Raw genomic sequence first — 14,563 nt, 5'->3', positions numbered from 1 at the left:
CATGATCCCTCAACTGCCGTTCGAGCTCCCCGATCTCCTCGCACCCGCACCCCGGCTGCGCGAGCTCCAGGACCAAGGCGTGATCCACCGGGTCAGGACCCGTGTTGGACACGAAGCCTGGCTGGTCACGGGCTACGAGCAGGTCCGCGACCTGCTGGATGACGAACGCCTGGGCCGCGCCCACCGCGACCCGGACAACGCGGCCCGCTCCGGCGACTCGGTGCTGTTCGGCGGGCCGCTGGGCGACTTCGACACCGAGCAGGCCGACCACGCCCGGCTGCGCGCGCTGCTCCAGCCGCAGTTCTCGCCCAAGCGCATGCGTGCTTTCCGCCCGCGTGTGGAGGAGCTGACCACACAGCTCCTCGACCAGCTGACCTCGCCCGCCGACCTGCACGCGGGGCTGGCCCTGCCGCTGCCGATCCTGGTGATCTGCGAGCTGCTCGGCGTGCCGTACGAGGATCGTGACCAGTTCCGCGCCTGGTCAGAGGCGGTCGGTGACGTGACCGACCGCGAGCGGTCCGAGCGCGGGCTCGCCGACCTTTTCGGGTACGGCCAGCAGCTCGTCGCCCGCAAACGCGTCGAGCCCGGTGATGACTTCATCTCCCGGCTGTGTGCCGAAGGCATCGCCGACGACGAGGTCGCCATGTTGGCCATGGCGATGTTGTTCGCCGGGCACGAGACGACCGTGGTCGCCATCGGCTGGGGCGCCCTGTGGCTGCTGGCCCACCCCGACCAGCACCAGGCGCTGATCAAGGATCCCGAGCTGCTGGCCCCGGCGGTGGAGGAGATCCTCCGGGTCCCTGCCAGGGCCACCGGCGGGATCCCGCGCTACGCCCGCGAGGACATCGCGCTCGGCGGCGTCACGATCCGCGAGGGTGACCTGGTTCTGCTGGAGAACGGCGCCGCCAACCACGACGCCGCCGCCTTCCCCGACCCCGACCGGTTCGACATCGCCCGCCGCGATTCTGCGCATCTGACCTTCGGGCAGGGGGCTCGCTACTGCCTGGGCGCACCTCTGGCCCGCATCGAGCTGACCGCCGTGTTCTCCCAGCTCGTCCCGCGCTTCCCGGCGATGCGGCTGGCCGTACCCGTGGACGAGCTGCGGGTGCGGACGGACGTGCTGACCGGTGGGCTCATCGCGCTTCCTGTGGTGTGGTGACGGCCGCCCTGCTCGACGAGGTCAGACGCTCGGCGAGCAGCTTGGCCGCCCGGCGGATCTCGTGCTCGGTGGTCGAGCGGCCGAGGGTGAGCCGCAGCGCCCCCAGGGCGCGCTCGGGCGGCACTCCCATCGCGCTCAGGACGGCTGAGGGCGTGTCGGCTCCTTCGTGGCAGGCAGAGCCGGTGGATGCGGCGATCTCGGGTACGGCCGCGAGCAGGTCGCGGCCGCGGATGCCGTCGATGCTGACGTTCAGGGTGCCGGGCAGGCGGTCGGTTGGATGGCCGTTGAGGTGGACCCGGCCGGGGAGGAGGCGTTCCAGCTCGTGCTGGAGCAGGTCGCGGAGCCGTACGAGATCATCTCCCGGGCGGGCGAGCTCGGCTGCGGTGCCCAGTGCGACGGCGAGGGCGACGTTCTCGGTGCCGGACCGCAGGCCGCCCTCCTGGCCACCGCCGTGGATGATCGGGCGGAGCTGGGTTCCGGCGCGGACGTAGAGGGCGCCGATGCCCTTGGGGGCGTACATCTTGTGGCCGACCACGGTCAGCAGGTCGACGCCGAGCTCGTCCACGTCGATCGGGATCTTCCCCGCGGTCTGCGCGGCGTCGGTGTGGAACACCACGCCGTGCCGCCGGGCGATGGCGGCCAGCTCGCGGATGGGCTGGATCGTGCCGGTCTCGCTGTTGGCGTGCATGATCGACACCAGCAGCGTGCGCTCGTCCAGCGCCGCCTCCAGGTCGTCCGGGCTGACGCGGCCGTACTCGTCAACCGGCAGGTAGGTGGTGGTGATGCCCTGGTCTTCGAGGCTCCGGCAGGCTTGCAGGACGGCGGGGTGCTCGGTGGGCTGGGTCACGATGGTGCCGCCGCGCCGCCCGCGCAGGCCGCAGATGGCGAGGGTGTCGGCCTCGGAGCCGCCCGCGGTGAAGACGATCTCCTCGGGCCGGGCGCCGATGAGGTCGGCGACCTGGGTACGGCTGCGCTCCAGCGCCCGGTGCGGCTCGGCGGCGTAGGCGTGGCTGCTGGAGGGGTTGCCGAAGTGCTGGGTCAGGTACGGCAGGGCCGCCTGCAGCACTCGCGGATCGACGGGGGTGGTGGCGTTGTGGTCCAAGTAGATGGGTCTCGCCTGTTTCCAGGCCTGGAATCCGCCGATGACGTCGGTGGCGTTGCGCAGGCCGATCGCGCGCAGGGAGGCGGCGGCCAGGGAGGAGGAGTCACCCTGGTCGCAGATCACGATCCACGGGATGTCTTTCTCGGTGGCTTCCGGAAGGCGTTCGCCACTGGTGGGGTCCAGGCACCGTTCGAGGTCGTTGCGTTCGATGACGATGGCGCCGGGTAACTCGCCGTCGGTCTGCCGTTGGAGCTGCGTGCGGATGTCGACCAGGCGGGCGCCGTTGCGGGTGGCCTCGGCGGCTTCGGCTGGGGTGAGTCGGCGCAGCCCGGCGCGGGCGACGGCCAGGACGTCGTCGATGCTCATCAGACGGCTCCTTCACTTGAGCGTGCGAGCAGTGCAACGAGCTGGTCTCGGCACAGCTGCCGGTACTCCGGCGAATCGGGAGCCACGCCGAGGATGTCACGCACCAGGTGCGGCATCGCGACCGGTGCGAAAGCGACCATGTGCTCCAACAGCACGATGAACTCCGCGGACACGGAATCACTGAGCTCCCCGTCACGCTGGCGGGCGCGGATGCGGCGTGTCCCCTCCTCGACCCGCTCGCGCTGCGCCTGGTAGGCCTTCTCCGCTCCCTCGCCGGGACCGTCCCCCAGTGCCTGCCACACCACCAAGCGGGCCCAATCCAGGTGATCGAGGGTGGCGTCCAGGTACGCCTCCAGCGACTCGGCGAACGTGCCTCCTTCTGGGGTGAACCCGTCCTGCCGGTCGGACCAGCGGCGTCGGAGTTCGTCGAGCAGGCCCTGCTTGCCGCCGAAGTAATAGGCGATCAACTGCTGGTTGACCCCGGCGCGGGCGGCGATGCCTGCCGTACGTGCCCCCGAGTAGCCCTTCGCGCCGAACTCCGCCATGGCGGCGTCGAGGATCTTCTCCTGGGTTCGTTCGGCCGCGGCGTCGCGCTCGGTCCGGCCGCGGTGCCGGCGAGGCGCCTGAGAGTCAGTCACCGCGCCAGTACATCATCTAATTGTTTGATTGACAAATGTCATGTGTTTGATTGATGCTCGAACTCGTCCACGACGACGCCCGTGAAAGGAACGAGAGATGGCTAGAGCTGTGGTGTTCAGCGAGTACGGCGAGCCGGAGGTGCTGCGCCTCGTCGAGGTGGAGGATGCGCCTCTCGCCCCGCACGAGATCCGCATCCGGGTGAAGGCCGCCGGTGTGCAACCCTTCGACGCCGCCTACCGGCGGGGTATTTTCGCCCAGTATCAGCAGGCGGTGTTCCCTGCTCGGCTGGGCAACGAGGTCGCCGGGGTTGTCGATGCGGTCGGAAGCGACGTCACCGGGTTCGTGGCCGGGGACAGGGTCATCGCGTTCATGGACGCGCTTGGCTACGCCGAGGCCGTCGTGGTTCCTGCGGCGAACGCCGTACACATGCCAGCGACCATGCCCTGGGCGGAGGGCGGGGTGCTGTCGGCCAGCGGGCAGACCGCAGACACCGCCCTCGACGCGCTTGCCATCGCGGCCGGCGACCGCCTGTTGATCCATGCGGCGGCCGGTGGCGTGGGGTCGTTCGCGACGCAGCTCGCCGTGGCTCGTGGAGCCACGGTAGTCGGGACGGCCAGTGCGCGAAACCATGGTTATCTGGCTGACCTCGGCGCCATCCCGGTGGCCTATGGGCCGGGGCTCGCCGACCGGGTCAGAGAGCTCGTGCCCGACGGCATCACCGCTTCGCTGGACTGCATCGGCGGTGAGGCCAACGACGTCGCCGTGGAGCTGCTCGGCGGTCCTGATCGCGCTATCACCGTGGCGGACTGGCAGGCCGAGTCCCGGATCGGCGTGCGCAGGATCGGCACCGACCGCTCCGCCGTCCGGCTGTCCGATCTCGTCTCCCTGTACGAGAAGGGACGCCTGGTCGTGCCCGTCGGGAAGCAGTTCGCCCTCGATGAGGCAGCCCACGCGCACCGGGAGATCGAGACCGGCCATGCCCGGGGGAAGATCGTGCTGGTGACGTCGTGAGATTCACCGAGGGCGAGATCGCCTACATCTCCAGCCTTCGGCATGGACGGCTCGCCACCGTGGCGCCGGACGGCGGCCCCCAGGTCAACCCGGTGTCCTGCTACTACAACCCGGCGACGGACACCATCGACATCGGCGGGCACGCCATGGGGTCCAGCCGCAAGTACCGCAACGCCCAGGCCACTGCGCGGGCGGCCGTGGTGCTCGACGACATGCCCGGTGGCGTGGACAGCATCCGGTGCCGGGAGATCCGCGGCACCGCGGAGGCCATCGACACCCCGACCGACAGCGCGGCGCGTGTGCCGGGGCCGATCATCCGGATCCACCCGCGCCGGATCATCAGCTGGGGCATCGACCCACCACACCGCGCCCGCGGCGCACGATCCATCCCCCAAGGATGAGCCCAGCTCGGGGCACCGGCCGACGAGATCGAGCGTGAGGAGGAAGACTTACTCCAGGCATGATCATCCATCTGTATGATCATGCGCATGTTTGACTTATCCGGTCCCTGGGGGCGCGTGCTGGCGGGTACCCGGTTGCATCACGGGCCCGCGATGCAGTCGCTGGCCGTCGATCCGGCCACGCACGATCTGTTCGTCATCCAGCTCCGTGACCGCGACACGGCACCCGATGAGGGCAATCTGTGCGTGAACCGGGTGGACCGCCGTACCGGGCTGGTGCGGGACTGGATGCATCTGGACGGCTTCGGGCACGGCTACCAGATCGGTGCCCAGCACCTGGCGGGCCGTACCCATCTGTGGTCGGAGGCCGGGCCGGTGCGCAAGGGGTTCGGCACCAGGGTCACCCGCTTCCCCTTCCTGCCCGGCCAGAGCATCGACATGGGCGCGAGCGTCCTGCTGGCGCCCTTCAGCCCGGTGCCCGGCACGCTGGTCTGCGCGCCGACCGTGGATCCGGTCGGCAACTGGCTGACCATCCGCTACCGCACCACCGCCGGTCACTTCTACGCCCGCTACGCCATCGATCCGGCCACCGGCAAGCCCGCCGCCGCCCCTGCCGCCACGATCGCGCACCCGGAGGAGGTCGCCGGCACCTTCCAAGGGTTCGCCACCCTCGGCGACCTGCTCTACCTCTACACCGGCGACCCTTCCGACTCCTACGAGACCAGCAACACCCGCATCTCGACCGTTTCCTGGGCCGATCCCGGAGCTGCGCCCCGCATCACCCGCATCACGGCGCTGCCCGGACTGCCCTGGCGCGAGCCCGAGGGGTTGGCCCTGGAATCCGTCGGCGGGCGGGTCCAGCTCCTGTTCGGGCTCAACGGCGACGCCGACCGCGGCCGGGTGGCCAGCGTGTGCGTCTACACCTCCGACCCGCCCGTGCAGGGCGTGAAGGTCGTGGCCGGCTGGAGCCCGATCACCCCCGCCGACGGCGTCACCCCGCACACCGACCAGCGCGTGCCGCGGGCACGGCTGGTCAGCATCGGCGGCACCACCCAGCTGCAGCTGCGTGGTTCTCTCGGCTGCGATCTGGCAGCCGACGGCCCGATCGGGACGCTGCCGCCCTGGCTGACCCCCAGCCGCCCGGTGCGCGCCACCGTCCCGCGCAACATGACGTACGGCGTGGCCGCCTGCGAGGTGGAGGCGAACGCCGCCGGTGAGCTTTGGGCGTACGGCGCGACCGCGAGCAGCCGGGTGAGCTGGATCGACCTCGACTGCTTCGCCGCCCCCTGGGCCTGAACCCCTCCGGAGAACCCCATGAACCCGCCCAGCCGCCGCACGCTGCTGACCACCCTGCCCGTCGCCCTCGTTTCCTCCTCGACCGTCCTGGCCGCTCCTGCTTCAGCCGCCGCTTCGGAGGGGGTCGAGATCGTTGCCGGGTGGAAGCCGATCGTCCTGCGTACGGGTGTCACCCCGTTTCCCGGCGACGCGCCCCAGGCGCGCGCGGTACGCATCGCGGGCACGACCTTCCTGCAGTTGCGCGGTGGCGCGAACGTCTCCTTCACCGCCGACGCCGTGCTCGGCACGCTGCCCTCCGGGCTTGCCGTACCGAAGCTGACCAGAGGACTGTGCCCGCGCAACAACGTCAACGGACTGCTCGCCTGCCGGGTGGAGGCCGACCCCAAGGGGCAGCTCACCGTGCTGGGCGGCAACACCGTCACCAAGATCACCTGGGTTGCGCTGGACGGCTTCTCCTCCGTGCTCGCCTGACCCTCGAGGGGTGTCCCGTCTGGGACAGGCGGGGACCTGCGTGTGACCGCAGGTCAGCGGGTTCCGCACGGTGATGCATGTCCCTGCGCCCACCTGCGGGTGGCGGCGTGGGTGCCGGTCTCGGCGACGTGACCGGCACCCGCTCCTCTCCCGGAAGGCGATCGATCCCGATGAACAACCTGCTCGTCCTGGCCGGTATGTCCGCCGCGCGACGCGGAGCGATGACCGTGCTCGCGGGCTCCTACCGAGCCGTGGTCGCCGGGACGAACGGCCAGGTCGACGTCGCGGTCGATCCCGGACTTCGGGCCCTCGCCGTCCAGAGCTGGTACGGCGGCGTGCACACGGTGACCTGCCTGATCTCCCACCGGGTGACATGGAATCGCGGCTGTGGAGCGGAGACCGCCTCGGCCGTCCGGCGGGAGATCCGATGATCGTCCGGGTCACGGCCCGCTGAAAGAAGCTGCACTAAGGGGCTTTGCCGTGCTCGCCTCCTCCTCCATCGACAGCCTCCACCGCCTTCGTCGGCGCCATGGCGGGCGTGCTCGCAAGGCGGGCGCGCATGCGGCCGGCGAGCACCAGACCCTGGTCAACGCGTAGAAGCCGGTGTCAGCGACCGCGTCAGGACGGCAACAGCCCGGCATCAGAGCGGTCGGCCAAAGTTGCTTCTACCACCCCGACATGAAGCACTGAAGGAGCACATCATGACCATCACCCTCACCGACCAGGACAAGCTGACCCTCCGCCTCGCCGGTTGGGGCGCCGTGTCGCTGATGTCGGCCGCCGGTATCGCCGAGTCGGCCCACAAGGTCGCCACGCACGGTTCCATCGCGCTGACCTCGGCGACCGGTCTGGCCGGGCACGTGCTGTCGCAGGCGCCCAAGGGCGTGAAGTGGGGCAAGACCACGGCCGAGCTGGCCGACCAGGTGCTGCCCGCCCTGACCGCGAGCGTGAGCCTGCTCAACCAGCAGGACCCGGCCGAGGCCGCCAACTTCCGCAGCACCATCCTGGTCGCGATCGAGGCCCTCGGCCCGTACGCACCAGGGTCCGCCCAGCCCGACCATGGCCGAGATGATGCGCAAGATCACCGAGGCCCTCGACGCCGCCTGACCACACACCGAAGAAGAGGGATCATGAAGACCGTGATCAAGGTGCCGGTGCTCGCGCTCCTGGCCGGGGCTGCCGCCCCCGCCACGGCTGCTGCCGGGCCGGACCGCCCGGAGTTGCAGCAGGCCGCGCAGGCGTACGTCGATGCCGGTTTCTCCGGGATCCAGGTGCGCGTGCACGATGAGCGGGGTGACTGGACCGGCAGCGCCGGGGTGAGCAGGCTGGGCCAGCGCGCCAAGCCGTCGACGAACGGGCGGTTCTGGACGGGCAGCGTGGTCAAGCCGTTCACCGCGACGCTGGTGCTGCAACTGGTGGCCGAGGGCAAGGTCGCTCTGGACGCCCCGGCGGCCGACTACCTCCCCGACCTCGGGCTGGATCGGCGCATCACGGTGCGCATGCTGTTGCAGCACACCAGCGGGCTGTTCAACTACACCGGCGAAGGTCACCGGCCGCTCCTACGCCGAGCAGATGAAGCGGCGTATCCTGCGCCCTGCCCGCCAACCTGCTGACCCAGATGCGCGAACCCAACCCCACGATGGGCTACGGACTCGGGTTGTTCGTGCAGGACCTGGGTCCGGGCTGCGGCACGGTCTACCAGCACAACGGCAGCCCGCCACACGGCTACGGCACGCTGATGTACAGCTCACCCGACGGCACCAAGACGCTGACCGCCTCAGTGACCTGGATCGACGACGCGACCAGAGGCCCCGGCCAAGGACTTCCAGAAGCTCACCGACACCCTCGTCAAGCAGGTGTTCTGCTGACACGAGGCAGCCCAGGCCGCATGACTGAAGGAGCTCATCATGACCGTCGTTACGGGCGCCACGGGAAAGGTCGGCTGGTCCCGGAAGGCGTGCGCGCCGTCGCCGCCTTCCGCTAGATCGGGCGGTAGTCCAGCACCACGGAGCCGGAACTGAAGACGGTGGTCCCGGCGAGCGCCCAGGTCGTGACGGGCACGCCCTCCGGGAACAGGCGCCGACCGGCGCCCGCGACGACGGGGTTCACCAGCAGCCTGAGCTCGTCCAGGAGCCCATGCCCGATCAGGTGGTTGACCAGGGTGGCGCTGCCGTACACCAGCAGGTCCCTGCCGGGCTCCCGCCTGAGCCCGGCGACCCGGTCGGCGACGTCGCCCCTGAGCACGGCGCTGCTCCAGCCCGCGCCGCTCAGGGTCGTGGAGGCCACGTACTTGGGAATCGCGTTCATCCGGGCGGCGAAGTCACCCTCGTGCGCCCGCCACACCTTCGACATGGCGTCGTAGGTCCTGCGCCCCAGCAGCAGGGCCCGGCTGGCGAACAGCTGCCCCCGCTGGAATTTGTCCTCTTCCTCGTCCCAGAACGGTGTGAACTCCTCCACGACCCCGTCGATGGAGGTACGGACCACCGCGACGATCTTGCTCATCACCTCAGTCTCCAGCAATGCACAGAACCGAACAACACGACCTATTGGCACGATCTTTTAGCAGGGCTCAACGGAGGGACACGTGCTAGAACGACTTGAGCTGGAAGCCTTCCTCACCCTCGCCGAGGAACTGCATTTCGGGCACACGGCAGAACGCCTGCACCTGACCACCGGCCGGATCAGCCAGACCATCAAGAAGCTCGAGCGCCAGGTCGGGGCGCCCCTCTTCGAACGCACCAGCCGTGAGGTCCGCCTCACCGCTCTCGGACAGCAACTGCGCGACACCCTGCTCCCCGCCTACCAGCAGATCGGCGCCGGGCTGGAGCAGGCCGTCAGTGCCGCCCGCGGCATCACCGGCTCCCTGGGTGTCGGCTTCTCCGCCCTGTGGTCGGGCGACCTCGTCGTCAAGGCGGCCGACCTCTTCCGGGTCCGCCACCCCGACTGCGAGGTCCACATCCAGGAGGTGCCGCTCGGCGACCCGCTCGGGCCGCTGCGCAGCGGCAGGATCGACCTCCAGCTCACCGAGTTCCCCATCGACGAGCCCGACATCGCCGTCGGGCCCGTCGTCTTCTCCGAGCCTCGCGCGCTCATGGTGTCGGACGAGCATCCCTACGCCGCGCGTGAGACGGTCTCGCTGGAGGACCTCGCCGACACCGTCCTGCTGGCGATGACGGGAAACATCCCCGACTACTGGCTCGACTACCACTACCCGCGGGCGACGCCGTCGGGCCGGGCCATCCCGCACGGGCCCCCCATCACCTACTGGCAGGAGGTCCTCTCCCACATCAGCGTCGGCAAGGGCGTCTCGGTCGTCGCCGCCCGAGGTGCCCGCTACTACCCCAGGCCAGGGGTGACCTTCGTGCCCTTCAGCGACGCCCCGCCCATCGAGTACGGGCTGCTGTGGCGGGCGGGCGAGGACAACGCGCGCGTCCGGACGTTCATCCAGATCATCCGCGAGATCCACCCGCCCGCGCGCCGGAGCGGACGAAGGTGAGCTCAGGTCACGGGCGAGGGGCTGCGCCGGAGACGACGACGCCGATGGCGAGCCCGCCGATCATCCCGGTGCGCCCGGTGGTCCAGGAGGCTTTGACGGGAGGGCCCTTGTCGTCGATGGCGGTGGCGCGGCCGTTCAGCCAGTCGATGACCGCCTTGCCGCCCAGCACGTCGGACTTGCCGCCGGAGGTCGGGCAACCATCGGACAACCTGGTGCCGATCATGTCGACGGAGACGTACGCGTATCCGCGTGGCACGAAGTAGTTGTCGTAGAACAGCGGGAACTTCGTCAGGTTCCCGTCAGCGCCGTACTGCTTGTGGTCGAGCTCGAAGCCGACGCCGGGCTTGTCGAAGTACGGGCTCTCGTGCATGATCACCGGGACCTTCATCCGGCGCCGGACTCCTTCGGCCGGATGATGTCCACCCGGACCAGGTCCTTCTTGCCGTCGCCGTTACTGTCGACCGGCGACTCCACCTGGACGTGCTCGCGGATGGCGTAGGAGAAGACCGGCTGGGTGAGCCCGCCGGAGACGTCGGACGCGGCAGGAGCGGTGGCGATCACGAGTACGGTCGCGAGCGGGACTGCGGCGAGCAGCCCTCGCCGGCGTGCGTTTGACACGTATACCTCTTCCAGGCTCTTGCGGCGATCTTGTGGAGCACGTCGAGGCGCTCGGTTAGTCGATGGCCTGGAAGAGGGTGGTCCAGAAGTCGTGAATGAGACGGGCCGAGTTCGGTGCCGACATGCCGACCTGGGTGAGCAGGATCCCGACGAGCTGGTTGGCCGGGTCGGCGTAGGTGGAGGTGCCGGCGCCGCCGTCCCAGCCGAACTGGCCGATCGGCGCGTAGTCGCCGCGATGGGTGCGCACCGCCATGCCGAAGCCCCAGCCGCCGTGCTGGCCCTGGCCGTAGGAGAGGTGGACGTTGTTGACGGCCATGGCGTGGCGGGCGGCCTGCTGCTCGGGGGTGAGACGGTTGGTGGTCATGAGCTGTACGGCAGGCCGCGACAGGATGCGCCGGCCGTTGTGCGTCCCGTCGTTGAGCAGCATCTGGAAGTAGGCGTTGTAGTCGTCGGCGGTGGAGACCAGCCCACCACCGCTGCCCTGGAATGCCGGAGGGCTGCTCCAGCGCCCACCCTCGGCCTCGTCCCAGACGTGGAACTCCCCCGTCTGCGCGTCGGGGGCGTACAGGGTCGGCAGGCGGTCGAGCTGGCCGGCAGGCACGTGGAAGCCGGTGTCCTCCATGCCCAGCGGCTCGAGGATGCGCTCGCAGAGGAACGACTCGAACGACTGGCCGGTGACCCTGGCCACCAGCACGCTGAGAACGTCGTGGCTGATCTGGTACTGCCACACCTCACCCGGCTGGTACATCAGCGGGAGCGTGCCCAGGCGGCGGATCCACTCGTCAGGTCCGGGCATCGGCACCGGCAGGTCGGGGGTGAGCCCGTTCTCGAAGATCGCGCCCAGGATCGGCGTGCCCATGGCCGTCATGTCCATGCCGAGCCCGAAGGTGGAGGTCAGCAGGTCACGCACGGTGATCGGGCGTCGTGACGGCACGGTGTCGTCGAGCTCGCTGTCGATGCGCTTGAGCACCTGCCTGTTGGCCAGCTCGGGCAGCCACGCGTCGACCACGTCGTCCAGGCGCAGGCGGCACTCGTCCAGCAGGACCATCGCCGCCGCCATCGCGACGGGCTTGGTGGTGGAGGCCATCCGGAAGATCGTGTCCCGGCGCATCGGCGCGCCACCGTCGTGCCGCATCGTTCCCAGCGCCTCGACATGTGTCCGGCCGCCCCAGCCAACCAAGGCCACGAGTCCGGGAACGTGCCCGGACTCCACGTGTCGCGCCAGCACCTCACGCAGCTTCGCCGTGGAGAAGTTCTGTCCCATGGTCGATCTCCTTGCTCAACAGTGTTCGATTCCGTCGCCGAGACTGGCACCGATGCCGCCGTCCGTGCTCGCGCGACGTGCCTCCCACCGCGTTACGCAGCCCTCCGGCAGGCCGCTGACGTGCGGTTATACGGAGACGCTCAGCTGTCCCAGATGTGTCCCAGGTGGGACGCACACCTCGGGATCCGCGGTGCCGAGCAGGCGGAGTGCTTCGGACCTCCAGTGGCGAAGGCCGAGTGCGGTGGCCAGATCGAGGGCCTCATGCAGGCGGCGGATGGCCTCGTCGCGATCGCCGGCCACCAGGCAGGTCTCGCCGTACGGGATGAGGATCGGTATGGCCCGAGGCCGCTCACCCCTGCCCTGAGCGCGTGCGGCCTCCGCGACGTCGGTCAGGCTCAGCGCCTCCGCCATCCGATAACCCGTCGCCCTGGCGTGGGCCAGCGCCGTTCTGAAAAGGTCCATTGCACCTGCGGCGTCACCTTCGCCGAGCGCCACGGCGCCGAGCACGCGCAGCCCGATCGCCTCCAGATGCCGGTCGCCGATGTCCCGTGCCGCCTCGACCGCCTCTGTGGCGGCGTCGCGCGCCTGAGCGAACCGGCCGAGCTGGAGCAGGGTGTGACCGGTCCGCGCGCGCATCACCGCGTGGCTCTCCGCGGACAGCGAGGAGCTGCTCACGTGGATGGCGCGCTCGAGCTCGCGCAGACTACGCCCGGGCGCCTCCCGCACCTGCCGCAGACGCTCCGCCAGCTCGTCACTCACCGTTCCAACCCTCTCCGTAAATGTCCGATCCCGCGCGAAGCGGAGCCCCCTCATTGAGCGCGGCTAAACGCTCGTGGCGCGATCATGCGTTGATGAACCCCGCCCCGGCGCTGGATCGTAGAAGCACCTACCGGTGACCAGCTAAGGAGTGCTCGCATGACCGAAACCCGCGAGATCGTGGCGGGACTGTTCATCTCGCTGGACGGTGTGGTGGAGGCGCCGGAGACGTGGCATTTCCCCTACCTGAACGACGAGCTGGAAGCGGCCGTCGCCGACATGTACGCCGAAGCGGACACCCTGCTCCTGGGGCGGGCGACCTACGAATCCTTCGCCGCGGTCTGGCCGGATCTGGAGGATGAGCTGGCCGACCAGCTGAACGGCATGAGCAAGCTGGTCGCCTCCACCACCCTGGAGAAGGCCGGCTGGAACAACTCGACCGTCGTCGACGGCGACCTCACCACCGCGCTCAAGCAGCTTAAGCAGCAGCCGGGCGGAAAGATCGTCATCTCCGGCAGCATCAGCGTGGTTCGCGAGCTGCTGCAGGCAGGGCTCATCGACGAGCTGCGGCTGCTGGTGCACCCGATCGTGCTGGGTTCCGGGCAGCGGCTGTTCGCCGAGGGAGTCGGACAGGTGCCGCTCGCGCTCACCCGCTCGGTCACCTTCACCACCGGCGTACTGGATCTGAGCTACCAACCCGCATGACCCGGTTCCCGGCGGGCAGCGCGGCCGAGCCGTACTGTCCCGCGTCGACCATCCGGCTGATCACAGGCAGGAACTGACACCCATGGCCAAGTTCTCCTCCCTACAGGACTACCTCAACGCCCTGCCCGAGACCCAGCAGCAGATCACCGACGAACTCCTGCCGATCATCGAGGCCGCCCTCCCGGGAGCCGGCGCCCTCTACCAGGGGCACCCGGTGTGGAGCGCGGGCGACAAGCCCGGCCAATCCCCGATCTGCTACGTCAAGGCCTACGCCTCCTACGTGACCTTCGGCTTCTGGAAGGGCCAGTCGCTATCCGATCCGTCCGGTCGTCTCGACGCGGGAGGCCGGGGCATGGCCGGGGTCAAGCTGCGCTCCCCCGCCGACATCGACCCCGACCTGTTCTCGGACTGGCTGCACCAGGCCCGAGCCCTCGAAAACCAACCAACCTAAGGAATCACATATGAGTCTGCACACCGTCGTCTCCAGGGACGGCACCGAGATCGCCTACGACCGCTCCGGAAGCGGCCCCGCGATCATCATGATGGCCGCAGGACCGACCGACCGCTGGGCCCTGGCCGGGATCGCCGAGCTCCTCGCCAAGGACTTCACGGTCTTCAACTACGACCGCCGCGGCCGGGGAGACAGCGGCGACACCCCGCCCTACGCACCCGAGCGCGAGTACGAGGACCTCCAGGCGCTCATCACGGCGGCGGGCGGAAACGCCGGGGTCTACGGGTCTTCCGGCGGCGGAATCCTCGCACTCAAAGCCGCCCTGTGGGGCGCCGACATCGCCCGGCTCGCCGTATGGGAAGCACCGTTCATTCTCGAGGGCACCCGCCCACCGGTCCGCGCCGACTACCGGCAGAACCTGGAGCAACTCCTGGCCGAGGGCCGCCGCGGCGACATGCTCGACTCGTTCATGATCGACGCGGTCGGCATGCCGGCCGAGTTCGTCACTCCCATGCACGACATGCCCATGTGGCCCGGCATGGAACGCATCGCGCACACCCTGGTCTACGACTCGATCATCACCGGCGACTTCTCCATGCCCGAGGGACTGTCCGAGCTCACCGTGCCGACACTCGTCCTCGAGGGCGGCACGATGCCATGGATGACCCAGGGGGCCAAGGTGCTCGCCGAGACACTCCCGGACGCCGCCCTCAGGGTCCTCACCGGGCAGACCCACGACGTCCAACCGGCGGCCATCGCCCCGGTGCTTGCCGAGTACTTCGCCTAGTCCGGGACCGTCCCGCCCGAGCGGAAGATCAGGCGGGACGG

General features: G+C 69.7%; 19 protein-coding genes. 12 read left to right on the top strand and 7 right to left on the bottom strand.

Features of this window, described 5'->3' with window-relative positions; genetic code table 11:
- Position 1: 1 nt before the first annotated feature.
- Positions 2–1,159: a cytochrome P450 gene (locus tag ACIBG8_RS02640; protein WP_397340710.1), complete on the top strand. Its 1,158-nt coding sequence runs from the start codon at positions 2–4 to the stop codon at positions 1,157–1,159.
- Here the strand turns inward: ACIBG8_RS02640 and ACIBG8_RS02635 are convergent.
- Complete coding sequence (locus ACIBG8_RS02635; protein WP_397340708.1) at positions 1,134–2,627, bottom strand: aminotransferase class V-fold PLP-dependent enzyme; 1,494 nt, start codon at positions 2,625–2,627, stop codon at positions 1,134–1,136. The genes ACIBG8_RS02640 and ACIBG8_RS02635 overlap by 26 nt on opposite strands.
- Positions 2,627–3,265 (bottom strand): TetR family transcriptional regulator, encoded by a 639-nt coding sequence (locus ACIBG8_RS02630; RefSeq protein WP_397340707.1) that lies wholly within the window; start codon positions 3,263–3,265, stop codon positions 2,627–2,629. The genes ACIBG8_RS02635 and ACIBG8_RS02630 overlap by 1 nt, the downstream gene beginning before the upstream one ends.
- 97 nt (positions 3,266–3,362) lie before the next feature.
- Here ACIBG8_RS02630 and ACIBG8_RS02625 point away from each other — a divergent pair, with 97 nt between their 5' ends.
- The 7 genes from ACIBG8_RS02625 to ACIBG8_RS02595 all read left to right on the top strand — a co-directional run bounded on the left by ACIBG8_RS02625 (position 3,363) and on the right by ACIBG8_RS02595 (position 8,429).
- A complete protein-coding gene (locus ACIBG8_RS02625) occupies positions 3,363–4,277 on the top strand; it encodes an NADP-dependent oxidoreductase (RefSeq protein ID WP_397340706.1) in 915 nt (304 codons plus the stop codon).
- Positions 4,274–4,678 (top strand): PPOX class F420-dependent oxidoreductase, encoded by a 405-nt coding sequence (locus ACIBG8_RS02620; protein ID WP_397340705.1) that lies wholly within the window; start codon positions 4,274–4,276, stop codon positions 4,676–4,678. The genes ACIBG8_RS02625 and ACIBG8_RS02620 overlap by 4 nt, the downstream gene beginning before the upstream one ends.
- 87 nt (positions 4,679–4,765) lie before the next feature.
- On the top strand, positions 4,766–5,974 hold the full coding sequence (locus ACIBG8_RS02615) for a hypothetical protein (RefSeq protein ID WP_397340704.1): 1,209 nt from the start codon (positions 4,766–4,768) through the stop codon (positions 5,972–5,974).
- 18 nt (positions 5,975–5,992) lie between these two features.
- Positions 5,993–6,445 carry a hypothetical protein gene (locus tag ACIBG8_RS02610; protein WP_397340703.1) on the top strand — a complete coding sequence of 151 codons (453 nt, stop codon included), beginning with the start codon at positions 5,993–5,995 and terminating at the stop codon, positions 6,443–6,445.
- A gap of 107 nt (positions 6,446–6,552) precedes the next feature.
- A complete protein-coding gene (locus ACIBG8_RS02605) occupies positions 6,553–6,876 on the top strand; it encodes a hypothetical protein (RefSeq protein WP_397340702.1) in 324 nt (107 codons plus the stop codon).
- A gap of 270 nt (positions 6,877–7,146) precedes the next feature.
- Positions 7,147–8,058, top strand: coding sequence for a serine hydrolase domain-containing protein (locus ACIBG8_RS02600; protein ID WP_397340701.1), 912 nt, complete (start codon positions 7,147–7,149; stop codon positions 8,056–8,058).
- Positions 8,059–8,063: 5 nt separating this feature from the next.
- Positions 8,064–8,429, top strand: a complete 366-nt coding sequence (locus ACIBG8_RS02595; protein WP_397340700.1) for a hypothetical protein — start codon at positions 8,064–8,066, stop codon at positions 8,427–8,429.
- On the opposite strand, the gene ACIBG8_RS02590 is transcribed toward ACIBG8_RS02595, so the two are convergent.
- On the bottom strand, positions 8,426–8,947 hold the full coding sequence (locus ACIBG8_RS02590; protein WP_397340699.1) for a dihydrofolate reductase family protein: 522 nt from the start codon (positions 8,945–8,947) through the stop codon (positions 8,426–8,428). The two genes, ACIBG8_RS02595 and ACIBG8_RS02590, sit on opposite strands and share 4 nt — an antisense overlap.
- Positions 8,948–9,029: 82 nt before the next feature.
- On the opposite strand from ACIBG8_RS02590, the gene ACIBG8_RS02585 reads away from it, so the two are divergent.
- Complete coding sequence (locus ACIBG8_RS02585; protein WP_397340698.1) at positions 9,030–9,941, top strand: LysR family transcriptional regulator; 912 nt, start codon at positions 9,030–9,032, stop codon at positions 9,939–9,941.
- Between the two features lie 7 nt (positions 9,942–9,948).
- Here the strand turns inward: ACIBG8_RS02585 and ACIBG8_RS02580 are convergent, their stop codons facing one another.
- The 4 genes from ACIBG8_RS02580 to ACIBG8_RS02565 all read right to left on the bottom strand — a co-directional run bounded on the left by ACIBG8_RS02580 (position 9,949) and on the right by ACIBG8_RS02565 (position 12,582).
- Positions 9,949–10,329, bottom strand: a complete 381-nt coding sequence (locus ACIBG8_RS02580) for a CocE/NonD family hydrolase (protein ID WP_397340697.1) — start codon at positions 10,327–10,329, stop codon at positions 9,949–9,951.
- The gene (locus tag ACIBG8_RS02575; RefSeq protein WP_397340696.1) at positions 10,326–10,559 is read right to left on the bottom strand and encodes a hypothetical protein; all 234 of its coding nucleotides are present in this window, start codon (positions 10,557–10,559) and stop codon (positions 10,326–10,328) included. Before ACIBG8_RS02575 ends, ACIBG8_RS02580 begins: the two co-directional genes overlap by 4 nt.
- A 55-nt stretch (positions 10,560–10,614) precedes the next feature.
- Positions 10,615–11,823: a serine hydrolase domain-containing protein gene (locus ACIBG8_RS02570; RefSeq protein WP_397340695.1), complete on the bottom strand. Its 1,209-nt coding sequence runs from the start codon at positions 11,821–11,823 to the stop codon at positions 10,615–10,617.
- Between the two features lie 126 nt (positions 11,824–11,949).
- On the bottom strand, positions 11,950–12,582 hold the full coding sequence (locus ACIBG8_RS02565; RefSeq protein WP_397340694.1) for a hypothetical protein: 633 nt from the start codon (positions 12,580–12,582) through the stop codon (positions 11,950–11,952).
- 156 nt (positions 12,583–12,738) lie between these two features.
- Here ACIBG8_RS02565 and ACIBG8_RS02560 point away from each other — a divergent pair, with 156 nt between their 5' ends.
- From ACIBG8_RS02560 to ACIBG8_RS02550, 3 genes are all read left to right on the top strand, one after another.
- Complete coding sequence (locus ACIBG8_RS02560; RefSeq protein ID WP_397340693.1) at positions 12,739–13,284, top strand: dihydrofolate reductase family protein; 546 nt, start codon at positions 12,739–12,741, stop codon at positions 13,282–13,284.
- 82 nt (positions 13,285–13,366) lie between these two features.
- Positions 13,367–13,735, top strand: coding sequence for a DUF1801 domain-containing protein (locus ACIBG8_RS02555; protein ID WP_397340692.1), 369 nt, complete (start codon positions 13,367–13,369; stop codon positions 13,733–13,735).
- A gap of 10 nt (positions 13,736–13,745) precedes the next feature.
- The gene (locus ACIBG8_RS02550; protein ID WP_397340691.1) at positions 13,746–14,522 is read left to right on the top strand and encodes an alpha/beta fold hydrolase; all 777 of its coding nucleotides are present in this window, start codon (positions 13,746–13,748) and stop codon (positions 14,520–14,522) included.
- The last annotated feature ends 41 nt before the right edge of the window (positions 14,523–14,563 follow it).

The sequence above is a fragment of the Nonomuraea sp. NPDC050556 genome, from assembly GCF_044457355.1.
Taxonomy (GTDB): domain Bacteria; phylum Actinomycetota; class Actinomycetes; order Streptosporangiales; family Streptosporangiaceae; genus Nonomuraea.
The sequence above is the reverse complement of the archived record's forward strand: the minus strand, read 5'-3'. Positions and strand labels throughout refer to the sequence as shown.